The 14,173-nt window shown below is 74.2% G+C and carries 20 protein-coding genes and 1 pseudogene; 3 read left to right on the forward strand and 18 right to left on the reverse strand.

All coding sequences use genetic code 11. The annotated features are described in order from the left end of the window. Positions 1-10: 10 nt before the first annotated feature. The 9 genes from trpM to ACGF13_RS05600 form a co-directional block, all read right to left on the reverse strand. Positions 11-160, reverse strand: a complete 150-nt coding sequence (trpM, locus tag ACGF13_RS05560) for a tryptophan biosynthesis modulator TrpM (RefSeq protein WP_188296911.1) — start codon at positions 158-160, stop codon at positions 11-13. Positions 161-169: 9 nt separating this feature from the next. Continuing rightward, positions 170-976 (reverse strand): indole-3-glycerol phosphate synthase TrpC, encoded by an 807-nt coding sequence (trpC, locus tag ACGF13_RS05565; RefSeq protein WP_392869235.1) that lies wholly within the window; start codon positions 974-976, stop codon positions 170-172. Positions 977-1,259: 283 nt separating this feature from the next. Continuing rightward, on the reverse strand, positions 1,260-1,700 hold the full coding sequence (locus ACGF13_RS05570) for a DUF2752 domain-containing protein (protein ID WP_392869237.1): 441 nt from the start codon (positions 1,698-1,700) through the stop codon (positions 1,260-1,262). Between the two features lie 102 nt (positions 1,701-1,802). Continuing rightward, entirely contained in the window at positions 1,803-2,066 is a 264-nt protein-coding gene (locus ACGF13_RS05575; RefSeq protein WP_392869239.1) for an HGxxPAAW family protein, read from the reverse strand. Between the two features lie 136 nt (positions 2,067-2,202). After that, on the reverse strand, positions 2,203-2,733 hold the full coding sequence (locus ACGF13_RS05580; RefSeq protein ID WP_392870057.1) for a TIGR02234 family membrane protein: 531 nt from the start codon (positions 2,731-2,733) through the stop codon (positions 2,203-2,205). Positions 2,734-2,786: 53 nt separating this feature from the next. Next, positions 2,787-3,374 (reverse strand): Uma2 family endonuclease, encoded by a 588-nt coding sequence (locus ACGF13_RS05585; RefSeq protein WP_392869241.1) that lies wholly within the window; start codon positions 3,372-3,374, stop codon positions 2,787-2,789. Between the two features lie 20 nt (positions 3,375-3,394). Next, positions 3,395-4,918: an anthranilate synthase component I gene (locus ACGF13_RS05590; protein WP_392869243.1), complete on the reverse strand. Its 1,524-nt coding sequence runs from the start codon at positions 4,916-4,918 to the stop codon at positions 3,395-3,397. A gap of 38 nt (positions 4,919-4,956) precedes the next feature. Then, positions 4,957-5,328: a phosphoribosyl-AMP cyclohydrolase gene (gene hisI, locus ACGF13_RS05595; protein WP_392869245.1), complete on the reverse strand. Its 372-nt coding sequence runs from the start codon at positions 5,326-5,328 to the stop codon at positions 4,957-4,959. A 105-nt stretch (positions 5,329-5,433) separates the two neighbouring features. Continuing rightward, positions 5,434-6,012 (reverse strand): hypothetical protein, encoded by a 579-nt coding sequence (locus ACGF13_RS05600; RefSeq protein WP_392869247.1) that lies wholly within the window; start codon positions 6,010-6,012, stop codon positions 5,434-5,436. 223 nt (positions 6,013-6,235) lie between these two features. On the opposite strand from ACGF13_RS05600, the pseudogene ACGF13_RS05605 reads away from it, so the two are divergent. Continuing rightward, positions 6,236-6,472: pseudogene (locus ACGF13_RS05605) on the forward strand (hypothetical protein); the annotation flags it as partial. Here the strand turns inward: ACGF13_RS05605 and ACGF13_RS05610 are convergent. Next, positions 6,427-6,573 carry a hypothetical protein gene (locus tag ACGF13_RS05610; RefSeq protein WP_392870130.1) on the reverse strand — a complete coding sequence of 49 codons (147 nt, stop codon included), beginning with the start codon at positions 6,571-6,573 and terminating at the stop codon, positions 6,427-6,429. The pseudogene ACGF13_RS05605 and the gene ACGF13_RS05610 overlap by 46 nt on opposite strands. 108 nt (positions 6,574-6,681) lie before the next feature. Between ACGF13_RS05610 and ACGF13_RS05615 the strand changes: the two genes are divergently transcribed. Beyond that, on the forward strand, positions 6,682-7,326 hold the full coding sequence (locus tag ACGF13_RS05615) for a TIGR03085 family metal-binding protein (RefSeq protein WP_392869249.1): 645 nt from the start codon (positions 6,682-6,684) through the stop codon (positions 7,324-7,326). 139 nt (positions 7,327-7,465) lie between these two features. After that, positions 7,466-8,245 carry a VOC family protein gene (locus ACGF13_RS05620; protein ID WP_392869251.1) on the forward strand — a complete coding sequence of 260 codons (780 nt, stop codon included), beginning with the start codon at positions 7,466-7,468 and terminating at the stop codon, positions 8,243-8,245. 87 nt (positions 8,246-8,332) lie between these two features. On the opposite strand, the gene hisF is transcribed toward ACGF13_RS05620, so the two are convergent. The 8 genes from hisF to hisD are packed head-to-tail and all read right to left on the reverse strand — an operon-like array spanning position 8,333 to position 14,152. Next, entirely contained in the window at positions 8,333-9,103 is a 771-nt protein-coding gene (gene hisF, locus ACGF13_RS05625; RefSeq protein WP_392869253.1) for an imidazole glycerol phosphate synthase subunit HisF, read from the reverse strand. Continuing rightward, the gene (locus tag ACGF13_RS05630) at positions 9,100-9,576 is read right to left on the reverse strand and encodes a RidA family protein (RefSeq protein ID WP_392869255.1); all 477 of its coding nucleotides are present in this window, start codon (positions 9,574-9,576) and stop codon (positions 9,100-9,102) included. Before ACGF13_RS05630 ends, hisF begins: the two co-directional genes overlap by 4 nt. Further along, a complete protein-coding gene (priA, locus tag ACGF13_RS05635) occupies positions 9,573-10,295 on the reverse strand; it encodes a bifunctional 1-(5-phosphoribosyl)-5-((5-phosphoribosylamino)methylideneamino)imidazole-4-carboxamide isomerase/phosphoribosylanthranilate isomerase PriA (RefSeq protein WP_392869257.1) in 723 nt (240 codons plus the stop codon). Before priA ends, ACGF13_RS05630 begins: the two co-directional genes overlap by 4 nt. A 22-nt stretch (positions 10,296-10,317) precedes the next feature. Beyond that, positions 10,318-10,953, reverse strand: a complete 636-nt coding sequence (hisH, locus tag ACGF13_RS05640) for an imidazole glycerol phosphate synthase subunit HisH (RefSeq protein WP_392869259.1) — start codon at positions 10,951-10,953, stop codon at positions 10,318-10,320. Positions 10,954-10,990: 37 nt separating this feature from the next. Further along, positions 10,991-11,143 (reverse strand): hypothetical protein, encoded by a 153-nt coding sequence (locus ACGF13_RS05645; RefSeq protein ID WP_392870133.1) that lies wholly within the window; start codon positions 11,141-11,143, stop codon positions 10,991-10,993. Next, complete coding sequence (gene hisB, locus ACGF13_RS05650; protein WP_049650368.1) at positions 11,140-11,733, reverse strand: imidazoleglycerol-phosphate dehydratase HisB; 594 nt, start codon at positions 11,731-11,733, stop codon at positions 11,140-11,142. The genes ACGF13_RS05645 and hisB overlap by 4 nt, the downstream gene beginning before the upstream one ends. 5 nt (positions 11,734-11,738) lie before the next feature. After that, entirely contained in the window at positions 11,739-12,839 is a 1,101-nt protein-coding gene (locus ACGF13_RS05655; protein WP_392869261.1) for a histidinol-phosphate transaminase, read from the reverse strand. Between the two features lie 5 nt (positions 12,840-12,844). Beyond that, a complete protein-coding gene (hisD, locus tag ACGF13_RS05660) occupies positions 12,845-14,152 on the reverse strand; it encodes a histidinol dehydrogenase (RefSeq protein WP_392869263.1) in 1,308 nt (435 codons plus the stop codon). Between the last annotated feature and the right edge of the window lie 21 nt (positions 14,153-14,173).

The raw sequence follows: 14,173 nt of genomic DNA on the forward strand, positions 1-14,173 counted from the left end.
GGTGGGCCGGTCAGCCGGACGTCACGCGCCATCGCCGTCCCGGTACCTGCCCGGGCTCGCACCCGATGACGTACCGCACCCGACGCCCCAACACCCGGCGTGCGGGTGCGCGGCAGCCGCGCGGGCGGCAACCGGGGGCGAGTCGGGCGGCGATCTTCATCGGGTGGCGTCAGTCCTTGTGCCGGACGGCGGGGTGGGCCCCGGCGGCGACCAGGTCGGCGACCGCGGCACGCGGGTCCTTGCCGGTCACCAGGGTCTCGCCGACCAGCACCGCGTCGGCGCCCAGGTTGGCGTAGTTGATCACGTCCAGCGGGCCGCGCACGCCGGACTCGGCGACCTTGACGATGCCGTCCGGGATGGCGTGGACGACGTTCTCGAAGGTGTTGCGGTCCACTTCGAGCGTCTTGAGGTTGCGGGCGTTGACGCCGATGATCCGGGCGCCGGCGTCCACCGCGCGCTTGATCTCCTCCTCGTCGTGCACCTCCACCAGCGGGGTGAGGCCGATCGACTCGGCGCGCTCGATCAGCGACACCAGGGCCGACTGGTCGAGGGCGGCGACGATCAGCAGCGCGAGGTCGGCGCCGTGCGCGCGGGCCTCCCACAGCTGGTAGGCGGTGACCATGAAGTCCTTGCGCAGGACCGGGGTGTCCACCGCGGCGCGGACGGCGTCGAGGTCGGCCAGCGAGCCGCCGAAGCGGCGCCGCTCGGTCAGCACGCTGATCGCGGCCGCACCGCCGGCCGCGTAGTCGACCGCCAGGGCGGCCGGGTCGGCGATCGAGGCCAGGGCGCCCTTGGACGGGCTGGAGCGCTTCACCTCGCAGATCACCCGGACCCCGTCGCCCCTGAGGGCGGCGACGCCGTCCTTGGCCTCCGGGGCCCTGGCGGCGAGCTCCTTGAGCTCGTCCAAGGAGACCCGGGCCTGCCGCTCGGCGAGGTCCTCGCGGACCCCTTCGATGATCGAGTCGAGCACACTCACTCAGGAGCCCCCATCTTTTCTGCCAGTTGGTCGGCGCGAGTCGGCGGGCGACAGCCCACCGGCTCTTCGATGGTATCGGCACCCGGCGGCGGGGGGCGCATCGGTTCGAGCCGCGTCTCGCGGACCGGACGTCCGCACCGACGGCCCCCAGCTGCGGCTTCACCGGTCCCGCACCGGTTTTCGGCCGGCCTTCGCACTGGTTTTCGGCCGGTCTTCGAGCCCGGCGACGGCGGCCCGGGAGGGCGGCGGTCCGGTGGCCGGAAGGGGCGCCCGGGTGGCCGGATCAGACCAGCGGCGGTGCCAGCCCGGCACCGATCCCCGAGTTCCGCACCACGGTGAACACCAGCACCAGCAGGGCGATCAGCGCCCAGCGCCGGGCCCCGACGGTGATCCTGGGCGGCGGACCGCCGGTCAGCGCGGCCCAGCCCCAGCGCAGCCAGAGCACCGCCAGCACCCCGACCAGCAGGACCAGGACGGCGTTGTCGTGCAGGGCGCCGGTGAGGTCCCCGTGGGTCAGCGCGTGGACGCAGCGCAGCCCCCCGCAGCCCGGGCACCACCAGCCGGTGGCGGTCAGGAACGGGCAGTCGGGGTAGTGCCCGGGGGTGTTCGGGTCCACCACGGCGACGTACGCGGCGGGGACGGCCACCGCCGCCAGCGCGGTCAGCGGCGGGCTCAGCCGGCGCAGCACGGGCGGCGGGGCGGAGGCGGTGGGGGCGGAGGTCACGCCCCGATTCTGCCCGGGTCGGGCCCGGACACGACGAAACGGCGGGCGTGGCGCGCCCGCCGTTCCGATGTACGACAAACGTGTGGTGCGACGAGCCGTTCGTCAGGCGGCGACGACGGCGCGGGCCTCACGGGCCGCGATCTGCTCCTCGGCCGACTTGTACACGTTGGTGCTGGCCTGCTGGCCCATGCCCGCGAGGGACATGGCCTTGCCGACCACGCCGCCGGCCAGGACGACCGCCAGGCCGACCCAGACGAGCAGCACCGACGGCAGGATCATCGCGACGCCCGCGACGCCGAAACCGACGAAGGAGATGACGACGCCGGTCCAGGCGGCGGGGGTGTGGCCGTGTGCTGCTGCTGCCATCTGAGTGGTGCTCCTTGGCTCTCGGGGCCCGGCCGGGCCTGCGGGGCCGCCGGCGGGTTGACGGGTTCCATTGTGCCGGGCCACACATCGGTGACCCAAAGCGGGTGGCGGGTCTATCGCGTCACATGCCCGCGGCTCACACCGCGGTCGGGTCCTCGCCCCGGTCCAGCGCCTTCCACAGGTCGCCCGGCGTGTCGGACTTCACCGGGGCCTTGCGGGTCGGCGCCTCGTAGCGGCTGCCCATGGCCGGCCAGCCCCGGCCGTACCGCAGGGTGAGCACGCCGGCCAGGGCCAGCAGCAGCCCGCCGACCAGCGCGACCCACGGCCAGGCGGTGTGCGCGACCTCGGTGGCCGCCGATCCGGTCAGCGCCAGCTTGCGGGCGGCCTCGGCGTCCAGCGCGGCGGTGTCGCCCGCCCCGGCCACCGAGGCGGCGGCCGCGCCGAGCCCGGCCAGCAGGGTCAGCGCGCCGACCGCCAGCCGTCCGACGCCGCGCACCGCGAACACCGCGACGGCCGCGGCGAGGCCCACCAGGGCCAGCCCGCCGGGCAGTTCGGAGATCTTGCCGCCGGTGACGGACACGTCCAGGGTGCCGGCCCGGCCCTCGGCCCAGGTCCGCCCGGCCGCGGTCAGCACCAGGACGGCGCTCAGCACCGTCAGCAGCAGCATCACGCCGAGGGTGCGGCGGCTGGGAGCGGCGGGGGCGGGAGTCTGCTCTGCGGTCACCCGTCCACTATCCCCCGGCCGACGCCCGGGTCCGTACCCGGGGTGGGGAACGGCGCCGGGTCCGGAGCGTCGGGCGGCGCGGCGGACGGAGCGGGTGACGGCGTCGGGAACTCGTCCGTCCGCAGCACCACCGTGCGGCCGCCGAGCGCCAGGAACAGGTCGTTGCCGAAGGGCACCCGCTCGGCCTCCCGGTACACGCCCTCGGGGGACGGCGCGGTGTGCAGGGTGCAGACCGCCGCCGCCGGATCGACCACCAGGTACAGCGGCACGCCGCTGCGCGCGTACGCCCTCGCCGCCTCCGCCAGACCGGGCCGGGCCACCTCCAGCACCGCCTCGACCCCGGCCGCGCCGAACCGGCCCCGCCCGCCGCGCACCGCGTCCCGGGCGAGCACGGCCAGGTCCGGGGCGAGCACCACCCGGTCCGGCCGGTCGGGCCCGTACGGCCCCGGACCGCCGGGCGCCGCCGGGAAGTCGATCGCTACCCCCGACAGCACCCGCCCGTGACCGGCCGGCTGCTCGCCGAGCTGTCCGGCGGCGCCGAGCACGACCGCCCAGCGCAGCTCGTCGTACGGCACCTCGGGCATCCCGGCCGCCTCCTCGCGCCTCAGGACAGTTCCGGCCTCCGCAGCGTATTGGCGGTGGCGACGGCCCGCAGCACGGCGGCCGCCTTGTTGCGGCACTCGGTATCCTCGCCGTGCGGGTCGGAGTCGGCGACCACGCCCGCGCCGGCCTGCACGTACGCGGTGCCGTCGCGCAGTACCGCGGTGCGGATCGCGATCGCGGTGTCCGAGTCCCCGGCGAAGTCCAGGTAGCCGACGCAGCCGCCGTACAGGCCGCGGCGGGTGGGCTCCAGCTCCTCGATGATCCGCATCGCCCGCGGCTTGGGCGCGCCGGACAGGGTGCCGGCCGGGAAGCAGGCGGTCAGCACGTCGAAGGCGGTGCGCCCGGGCGCCACCTTGCCGGTGACGGTCGACACGATGTGCATCACGTGGCTGTAGCGCTCGATCTGCATGAAGTCGACCACCTCGACGCTGCCCGGCTCGCAGACCCGGCCGAGGTCGTTGCGGCCGAGGTCCACCAGCATCAGGTGCTCGGCCCGCTCCTTGGGGTCGGCGAGCAGCTCGGCGGCCAGCTCCGCGTCCTCGTGCGGGGTGGCCCCGCGGTGCCGGGTGCCGGCGATCGGGTGCACCATCGCCTCGCCCTCGGTGACCTTCACCAGCGCCTCCGGGCTGGAGCCGACCACGTCGAAGCCGCCCTCGGCGGCGCCGTCCGGCCCGGGGAAGCGGAACAGGTACATGTACGGGCTGGGGTTGGTGGTGCGCAGCACCCGGTAGACGTCCAGCGCGGAGGCCGGGCAGGGCGCCTCGAAGCGCTGCGAGGGCACCACCTGGAAGGCCTCGCCGGCCCGGATCCGCTCCTTGACCTCCTCCACCGCGGCCCGGTACGGCTCGCCGCCGAACGGCGAGTGCACCTCGCCGGGGCCGGCCGGGGTGAAGGTGGCCAGGCCCGGGTCGACCGGCTTGGACAGCTCGGCCTCCATGGCGTCCAGCCGGGCCACCGCGTCCGCCCAGGCCTCGTCGGCGCCGCTGGCCAGGTCGTTGTGGTTGACGGCGTTGGCGATCAGCAGCACCGTGCCGTCGACGTGGTCGAGCACGGCGAGGTCGGTGGCGAGCAGCATCGTCAGCTCGGGCAGGCCGAGGTCGTCCGGGTTGAGGTCGGGGAGCTTCTCCAGCCGGCGGACGATGTCGTAGCCGAGGTAGCCGACCAGGCCGCCGGTGAGCGGCGGCAGGCCGTCGTCCGTCATGCGCGGGGTGTGCAGCGCCTGGAGGGCGGCGCGCAGCACCTCCAGCGGGTCGCCGTCGGTGGGGATGCCGACCGGCGGGGTGCCGAGCCAGCGGGCCCCGCCGTCCGGGCCGACGGTGAGCACGGCGGCGCTGCGCACCCCGACGAAGGAGTAGCGCGACCAGCTGCGGCCCTGCTCGGCGGACTCCAGCAGGAAGGTGCCGGGCCGCTCCTCGGCGAGGCTGCGGTAGAGGCCGATCGGGGTGAGGCCGTCCGCGAGGAGCCTGCGGGTGACCGGGATGACCCGGGTGTCGACGGCGAGCTTGCGGAAGGCTTCGAGATCCATGACGGGCGGCACCTTCTGGAGTTGTGGACGGGGTGGGGTCAGGACAGCGGGAGCACGTCGGCGTCGAAGCAGGTGCGGTCGCCGGTGTGGCAGGCCGCGCCGCTCTGGTCGACCCTGACCAGCAGGGTGTCGCCGTCGCAGTCCAGGGCCACCGACTTGACCGCCTGGACGTGGCCGGAGGTGTCGCCCTTCACCCAGTACTCACGGCGGCTGCGGCTCCAGTAGGTGCAGCGGCCCGTGGTGAGGGTGCGGTGCAGCGCCTCGTCGTCCATCCAGCCGAGCATCAGCACCTCGCCGGTGTCGTACTGCTGGGCGATGGCCGGGATCAGCCCGTCCTCGGTGCGCTTGAGCCGCGCGGCGATCTCGGGGGCGAGGGCGGTGCTGCCGGGAGTGGCGGGTGTGGTGGACATGAGCCCCATTGTGTCAGCCCGCCCCACCGCCCCGGCGTGCCCCGCCCCGCTCCCCCGCGGGGGCACGGATCGCCCGCGGGGGAACCGCTGGGAATCGGGGAACCGCTAGGAATGCAGTTGCCCGGTGAGCTTGGGGCCGCCCTGCTTGTTGCTGACGGCCAGGGCGCAGGTGTAGTCGCGCCAGCCCTGCTGGTAGTTGGCCATCGCCGGGCCGAACTGGCGGCCGTAGTAGGTCCTTCCGTCGGTCTGGTGGGCCCTGGCGGCGGCTTCGACGTCCTTGCACCCCTCCCGCATGGCGAGGGCGACCTGGATCTCACCGGTCAGGCCGTCGGCGAGCCTGAGGTCGGCGATCACCTCGCCGTCGTGCTCGCCGGCGCAGGGCCGCTCCTCGGGCTTGGTGATCACCGGGCTCAGCTGCGGGTGGTCGAAGCAGGCGCCGACCGGGAAGAAGGCGTACGGCGGCTGCGGCTTGGCCGGCGTGGGCGTCGGGGTGGGTGTCGGCGTCGGGGTCTCCGTGGCCGTGGGGGTGGGCGGGGGCGGCGCGGCGGCCGGCTTCCTGTCGTCCGGCCACAGCACCGCGGTGGCCACCACCGCGAGCAGGACGACCAGCACGACGGCGACGGTGAGGACCAGGCCCCGGGACGGACGGGAGCCGGCTGCGGGCGGCGGCTGCTCGGAGGTCATGGCCAAGAGGATGGCCCACCCGCCCCGTCCCCGGCAGGCGGTTCGCCGAACTCACCCCGTCCGGGCGGCGGCGCCGGGGGTCGAACGGTCGCGCTCGAGGGCGGACGGGGGTTCGGGTGACGCGCCTTCGGCCGGGTGAACGGGGGTGGCCGCGGCGGCCCGGCTGCGAGGGTGACGCCGGGCCCGGCCGCGGACGCCGCCGCCGGACTGGCCGACGGAACGGGTGCGGACGGCGCCGGCCGGCCGGCCGCCGTCGAGTTCGAGGCCCGTTGCGGCCGTCGTCGGGCGGGCCGCCATCGCGGCCGCGGCCCGTACCCTCGTCGACGACTACGACCGCCGCGGCGTTCAGCGCCGGCACTGGCTCGGCATGGTCGACGTCGAGTCCGGCGACGAGGACGAACTGCGGGTCAGCGGCTACGCGTTGGTGCCGGGGATCCCGCGCGGCAACACGCCGACGATCCGTTCCAGCAGCACCTGCGACGACGTCCCGGTGCGGCGGGACGGCGTCTGGCTGGTGAGGGCCGCCGGATCAAGCGCGACGACCTGCCGAGGTAGCCCCACCCGTCGGCCACCGGTGCTCCCGGACGCCACCGGGGCGGGGCCGTCTCCGCTCCCCCGAGCAGGAACGGCCCCGCCCCGGCGCGGATCCGCAGGCCCTAGGCTGACGCCATGTCGAACCACGCCCTCGCCGAACGCCACCGCCTCGCCCGGCTGCTCACCGCCGCCGGCCCGGACGCCCCCACCCTCTGCGCCGGCTGGACCACCCGGGACCTGGCCGCCCACCTGGTGATCCGCGAGCGCCGCCCCGACGCGGCGGCCGGCATCCGGGTCGGTGCCCTCGCCGGGTGGACGCGGCGGGTGCAGGACGAGTACGCCGAGCGGCCGTACGAGGAGCTGGTGCGGCTGTTCCGGGCCGGCCCGCCGGTCTACTCCCCGTTCGCGCTGCCCGGCGCCGACGAGGCGGCGAACACCATCGAGTACTACGTCCACGCCGAGGACGTCCTGCGCGCGGCCGAGGACTGGACCCCGCAGCCCGTCCCGCCGGGCCGCGCCGAGGCCCTCTGGCGCCGTATGCCCCTCATCGCCCGCATGGAGGCGGGCCGCCGGTCCCCGGTCCGCCTGGCCCTCACCCACCCCGACGGCCGCTCCCTCACCGTCGGCCCCGCGGGCTCCCCCACCGTCCGCCTCGCCGGCGAACCCGCCGAGCTCGTCCTCTTCACCTACGGCCGCGGCGCCCGGACCACCCTCACCGTCGATGGCGCCCCGGACGCCGTCGAGGCCCTGCGCCACGTGCTGCCGCTGCCGCCGCGGTAGCGGCCCGGGCCGTCCGGCGCGGACGGCCTCCGGCTGCGGATGTCCGGGCCCGGGTGCAGACTCGCAGGTGGCCGGGGTGGCGCGTGGGCGCGCCCGATGGAACCGTCCCGGTCCCTCCGCGTCGAAGGAGCACCCCGCAATGCTCACCACCGACTTCCCCATCGGCTCGCCCTGCTGGATCGACCTGGGCAGCCCGGACATCCCCGCCACCGCCGCGTTCTACGGCAAGGTGTTCGGCTGGACCTTCCAGGAGATCCCCGAGGCCGGCGGCTACGGGTTCCTCCACTTGGACGGCAGGACTGTCGGAGCCCTCGGCAACCTCGACCCGGGCGCCCGGTCCGCCTGGACGACGTACTTCCGCACCGGGGACGCGGACGCCACCGTGGAGGCCGCCGAACAGGCCGGCGCGACCGTCCGGGTGCCGCCGATGGACGTGATGCAGGAGGGCCGGTTCGCCGCCCTCACCGACCCCCAGGGCGCCGAGTTCGCCCTCTGGCAGTCCGGCGGCACCACCGGGCTGGGCGCCGTCTCCGAGGAGGGCGCCCTGGTCTGGGCCGAGCTGCACACCTCCGGCCCGGACGCCGCCCTCGCCTTCTACGAGAAGCTCTTCGGCTGGCGGATGCAGAAGTTCGAGCCGTCGCCGGGCATGACCTACCGGGTGCTCTCCACCGCCGAGGGCGACCAGGAGGACACCAGCTTCGGCGGCATCGCCCCGACCATGTCCCCGGAGCAGCCCTCCGCCTGGACGCCGTACTTCGCCGCCGAGGACGTGGACGCGCGGGTGGCCGCCGCGACGGCGGTCGGCGGCTCGGTGCTGATGGCGGCCTCGGACGTGGAGAACGTCGGCCGGATCGCCTGGCTGGCGGACCCGAACGGCGCCCCGTTCGCGCTGATCCACGGCGAGCCGCAGGAGTCCTGAGCACGCGGGACTCCCGGGCACACGGGAGTCCCGAGCACACGGCGAGGGCCCGCCCCGGAACCGCGGGCCCTCGTCACGCACGCAGCGTCACCGCACCGGGTGCCCGGCCTCCCGCAGCGCGCCCTTGACCTCGCCGATCCGCAGGTCCCCGAAGTGGAACACGCTGGCGGCCAGCACCGCGTCCGCGCCCGCGTCGACGGCCGGCGCGAAGTCCGCGAGCTTGCCGGCCCCGCCGGAGGCGATCACCGGCACCGAGACGGCCTTGCGCACGGCCCGGATCATCTCCAGGTCGTAGCCGTCCTTGGTGCCGTCCGCGTCCATCGAGTTGAGCAGGATCTCGCCCGCGCCCAACTCGGCGGCGCGGCCCGCCCATTCGACGGCGTCCAGGCCGGTGCCCTGCCGCCCGCCGTGGGTGGTGACCTCGAAGCCGGACGGCGTCTCGGTGCCCTCGGGGCAGCGCCGGGCGTCCACCGAGAGCACCAGGACCTGCCGCCCGAACCGCTGGGCGATCTCGCGGACCAGCTCCGGCCGGGCGATGGCCGCGGTGTTGACGCCGACCTTGTCGGCACCGGCCCGCAGCAGCTTGTCGACGTCCTCGACGGCGCGGATGCCGCCGCCGACCGTCAGCGGGATGAAGACCTGCTCGGCGGTGCGGCGGACCACGTCGTAGGTGGTCTCCCGGTCGCCGGAGGAGGCGGTGATGTCGAGGAAGGTCAGCTCGTCGGCACCCTCGGCGTCGTAGAGCTTGGCCATCTCGACCGGGTCGCCCGCGTCGCGCAGGTTCTGGAAGTTGACGCCCTTGACCACCCGCCCGGCGTCGACGTCCAGGCAGGGGATGACACGTACTGCGAGGGTCACGGCTGTTTGCCTTCCAGGGGTTCCGGGGATTCCAGGGGCTTCGGGGGCTCCTGGGTTTCCAGGATCCTTGCCAGCCCGGATCGGTACGCGTCGAGTTCGACCTCGACCAGCATCCGGGAGTCGATCAGTCCCTCGACGACCACCATGGTGGCCGCCGGGCGGGCGGCGTCGAAGAGTTCGCGGTGGGCCCGGCCCACGTCCTCGGCGTCGCGGACGTGGGTGATGTACATCCGGGTGCGCACCACGTCCTGCGCGGTCAGACCGTACGCGGCCAGGGCGTGGAGCCCGACGCCGAACGCGGCGAGGGTCTGCCGGTACGGGTCCCCCTCGTGCTCGATCCGGCCGTCCACCCAGGCGGTGGAGCCGGCCACGTGCACGTGGTCACCCGCGGCGACCGCCCGGGCGTAGCCGAACTCGTCCTCCCAGGGGGAGAATCCAGCGACCCTGCCGCGTACGATCCGACCGTCCGTCATCCGGAAACCGCCTCCAAGGCCTCTTCGAGGGTGAACTTCTGCTCGTAGAGTGCCTTGCCCACGATGGCGCCCTCGACACCCTCGGCGACGAGCGAGGCGATCGCCCGCAGGTCGTCGAGCGAGGAGACGCCGCCGGAGGCGACGACGGGCTTGTCGGTCGCGGCGCAGACGTCGCGCAGCAGCTGGAGGTTGGGGCCGGTCAGGGTGCCGTCGCGGTTGACGTCGGTGACGACGTAGCGGGCGCAGCCCTCCCGGTCCAGGCGCTCCAGCACCTCGAAGAGCTGGCCGCCGTCGCGGGTCCAGCCGCGGCCGCGCAGGGTGGTGCCGACCACGTCCAGGCCGACGGCGATCTTGTCGCCGTGCTCGGCGATGGCCTTGGCGACCCACTCCGGGGCCTCCAGGGCGGCGGTGCCGAGGTTGACCCGGGTGCAGCCGGTGGCGAGCGCGCGGGCGAGCGACTCGTCGTCGCGGATGCCGCCGGACAGCTCGACCTTGACGTCCAGCTGTGCGGTGACCTCGCGCAGCAGCTCGTAGTTCGAGCCGGTGCCGAAGGCGGCGTCCAGGTCGACCAGGTGCAGCCACTCGGCGCCGGCGTTCTGCCAGGCGAGGGCGGCGGCGAGCGGCTCGCCGAAGGAGGTCTCGGTGCCGGAGGCGCCCTTGACCAGGCGGACGGCCTGACCGTCGCGGACGTCGACGGCGGGCAGCAGTTCGAGGCTCATCAGAGATCCAACTCTCAGAAAGTCAGAGGGTGTTGACCCAGTTGGTCAGCAGGGCGGCGCCGGCGTCGCCGGACTTCTCGGGGTGGAACTGGGTGGCCCAGAGCGGGCCGTTCTCGACGGCCGCGACGAACGGCTGCCCGTGGGTGGCCCAGGTGACCAGCGGCGCGTTGATCCGCGCGCTGTGGGCTTCCAGTTCCCAGTGCCGCACCCCGTAGGAGTGCACGAAGTAGAAGCGGGTCTCGGGGTCGAGGCCGGCGAACATCCGGCTGCCCTCGGGGGCGTCCACGGTGTTCCAGCCCATGTGCGGGACGACGGGGGCCTCCAGCGGCTCCACGGTGCCTGGCCACTCGTCGCAGCCGGCCGTCTCCACGCCGTGCTCGACCCCCTTCTCGAAGAGGATCTGCATGCCGACGCAGATGCCCATGACCGGTCGACCCCCGGCGAGCCGGCGGCCGATGATCCAGTCCCCGCGGACGGACCTGAGTCCGCGCATGCAGGCCTCGAAGGCCCCCACGCCGGGGACGAGCAGGCCGTCCGCGGCCATCGCGGTGTCGTAGTCGGCGCTGACGGTGACGTCCGCTCCGGTCCGCTCCAGGGCGCGCTGCGCGGAGCGGAGGTTGCCGGAGCCGTAGTCGAGGACGACGACGTTCTTGCCCATGTTCAGGTGTCCAGTCTCTCTGCGGCGGGCGGCGGGTCTACAGGCGCATGAGGCCGGAGGCCAGGCACATCACGGAGCCGAAGGCGAGCACCAGGATGACGCCCTTCGACTGCTTCTGCTTCCAGAAGGAGATGACTCCGCCGGCCAGGAAGAGGCCGACGAAGACGAGGATCATCGCGGTGTTGCTCACAGCGCACCCTTGGTCGACGGGAGGATTCCGGCCGCGCGCGGGTCGCGCTCGGCGGCGTAGCGCAGCGCCCGGGCCAGCGCCTTGAACTGGCACTCCACGATGTGGTGCGCGTTGCGCCCGTACGGCACGTGGACGTGCAGCGCGATCTGCGCCTGGGCCACGAAGGACTCCAGGATGTGCCGGGTCATGGTGGTGTCGTACGAGCCGATCATCGGCGCGATGCCCTCGGGCTCGGTGTGCACCAGGTACGGCCGGCCGGAGAGGTCCACGGTGACCTGGGCGAGCGACTCGTCCAGCGGCACCGTGCAGTTGCCGAAGCGGTAGATGCCCACCTTGTCGCCGAGCGCCTGCTTGAAGGCGGCGCCGAGCGCGAGGGCGGTGTCCTCGATGGTGTGGTGGGTGTCGATGTGCAGGTCACCGTCGGTCTTGACGGTGAGGTCGAACAGGCCGTGCCGGCCGAGCTGGTCGAGCATGTGGTCGTAGAAGCCGACGCCCGTGGAGATGTCGGTCCTCCCGGTGCCGTCGAGGTCTATCTCGACCAGGACCGAGGTCTCCTTGGTGGTGCGCTCGACGCGTCCGATGCGGGACATGGGGGTTACAGCTCCTTGATCACAGTGCGGACGGCGTCCAGGAAGGCGTCGTTCTCGGCGGGCGTGCCGGCGGTGACGCGCAGCCACCCGGGGACGCCGTTGTCGCGGACCAGGACGCCCTGGTCGAGGATCGCCTGCCACACCGCGTGGGTGTCGGCGAAGCGGCCGAACTGGACGAAGTTGGCGTCCGAGTCGGTGACCTCCAGGCCCATCCCGCGCAGCGCGTCGACCAGCCGGTCGCGCTCCTCCTTGAGCCGCCCGACGTACCCGAGCAGGGTGTCGGTGTGCTCCAGGCAGGCCAGCGCGGTGGCCTGGGTGACGGCCGACAGGTGGTACGGCAGGCGCACCAGCTGCACCGCGTCCACCACGGCCGGGTCGGCGGCCAGGTAGCCCAGGCGCAGCCCGGCCGCGCCGAAGGCCTTGGACATGGTGCGGCTGACCACCAGGTTGGGCCGGCCCTCGATCAGCGGCAGCAGCGAGGCGCGGTGCGAGAACTCGACGTACGCCTCGTCCACCACGACCAGGCTGGGCCGGGCGGCCTGCGCGGCCTCGTACAGCCGCAGCACGGTGTCGGCGTCCACGGCGGTGCCGGTCGGGTTGTTGGGCGAGCAGATGAACACCACGTTGGGCCGGTGCTCCGCGATGGCGGCGACGGCGGCGTCCACGTCGATGGTGAAGTCGTCGTTGCGCGGCCCGGAGATCCAGGCGGTGCCGGTGCCCCGGGAGATCAGCGCGTGCATGGAGTACGAGGGCTCGAAGCCGAGCGCGCTGCGGCCGGGGCCGCCGAAGGTCTGCAGCAGTTGCTGGAGCACCTCGTTGGAGCCGTTGGCGGCCCACACCTGCGCCCGGCCGACCGGGAAGCCGGTGGTCTCGGCGAGGTACGCGGCGAGGCCCTCGCGCAGCTCGACCGCGTCCCGGTCGGGGTAGCGGTTCAGCCCGCGGGCGGCCTCGGCGACGCGCTCGGCGATCCGGGCCACCAGTTCCTCGGGCAGCGGGTACGGGTTCTCGTTGGTGTTCAGCTGGACGGGCACGTCCAGCTGCGGCGCGCCGTACGGGGACTGGCCCCGCAGCTCGTCCCGGACGGGGAGGTCGTCGATGCGAGTCATGTGAGTCACGAGCCGGGCACCGTCCAGTCGAAGCGGGCCTTGATCGCGTCCCCGTGCCCCGGCAGGTCCTCGGCGTTCGCCAGGTTGACCACGTGCGCGGCGACGTCCGCCAGCGCGTCCCGGTCGTACTCGACGACCTGGACACCGCGTAGGAAGGTCTGCACCGACAGCCCGGAGGAGTGGCAGGCGCAGCCGCCGGTCGGCAGCACGTGGTTGGAGCCGGCCGCGTAGTCGCCCAGCGAGACCGGGGTCCAGCGGCCGATGAAGATCGCGCCGGCGTTGACCACCCGGGCCGCCACCGCGTGCGCGTCCCGGGTCTGGATCTCCAGGTGCTCGGCCGCGTAGGCGTTGACCACGGCGAGGCCCTGCTCCAGGTCGTCGACCAGGATGATGCCGGACTGCTTGCCGCCCAGCGCCTCGGCCACCCGCTCGGCGTGCTTGGTCCGCGCGACCTGCGCGGCCAGCTCGGCCTCGACGGCGTCGGCGAGCGCCGGGGAGTCGGTGACCAGCACCGAGCCGGAGGTCGGGCCGTGCTCGGCCTGGCTGATCAGGTCGGCGGCGACGTCGGACGCCAGCGCGCTGTCGTCGGCGAGGACGGCGATCTCGGTCGGGCCGGCCTCGGAGTCGATGCCGATCCGGCCGGCGAAGTAACGCTTGGCGGCGGCCACGTAGATGTTGCCCGGACCGGTCACCACGTTGACCGGCGCGCACTCCTCGGTGCCGAGGGCGAACATCGCGACCGCCTGGGCGCCGCCGACGGAGTAGACCTCGTCCACGCCGAGCAGCGCGCAGGCCGCCAGGACGGCCGGGTGGACGCGTCCCCCGAACTCCTTCTGCGGCGGGGAGGTGACCGCGATGCCCCGGACGCCCGCCTCCTGGGCCGGCACCACGTTCATCACCACGGAGGACGGGTAGACCGCCAGCCCGCCCGGCACGTACAGGCCGACCCGCTCGACCGGCACCCAGCGCTGGGTGACGGTGCCGCCCGGCACCACCTGGGTGGTGTGCCCGCTGCGGCGCTGGTCCGCGTGCACGGCGCGGGCCCGGCGGATCGACTCCTCCAGCGCGGCCCGTACCTTCGGGTCCAGCGTCTCCAGCGCGGCGGTGAGCTGCTCGGCCGGGACACGGGTCGACTCCAGCCGGACGCCGTCGAAGCGCTCGGTGATCTCGATCAGCGCCGCGACCCCGCGATGGCGTACGTCCTCGGCGATCGGCCGCACCTTCTCCAGGGCGGCCGCGACGTCGAACTCGGCACGGGGCAGCAGGTCACGCGGGTCGTCCAGCGAGCCGCGGAGGTCGATTCGAGAGATCACGCCACCCAGTGTAAGGAGTGG

Origin of the sequence: Kitasatospora sp. NPDC048286 (assembly GCF_043201735.1) — a bacterium.
GTDB lineage: Bacteria > Actinomycetota > Actinomycetes > Streptomycetales > Streptomycetaceae > Kitasatospora.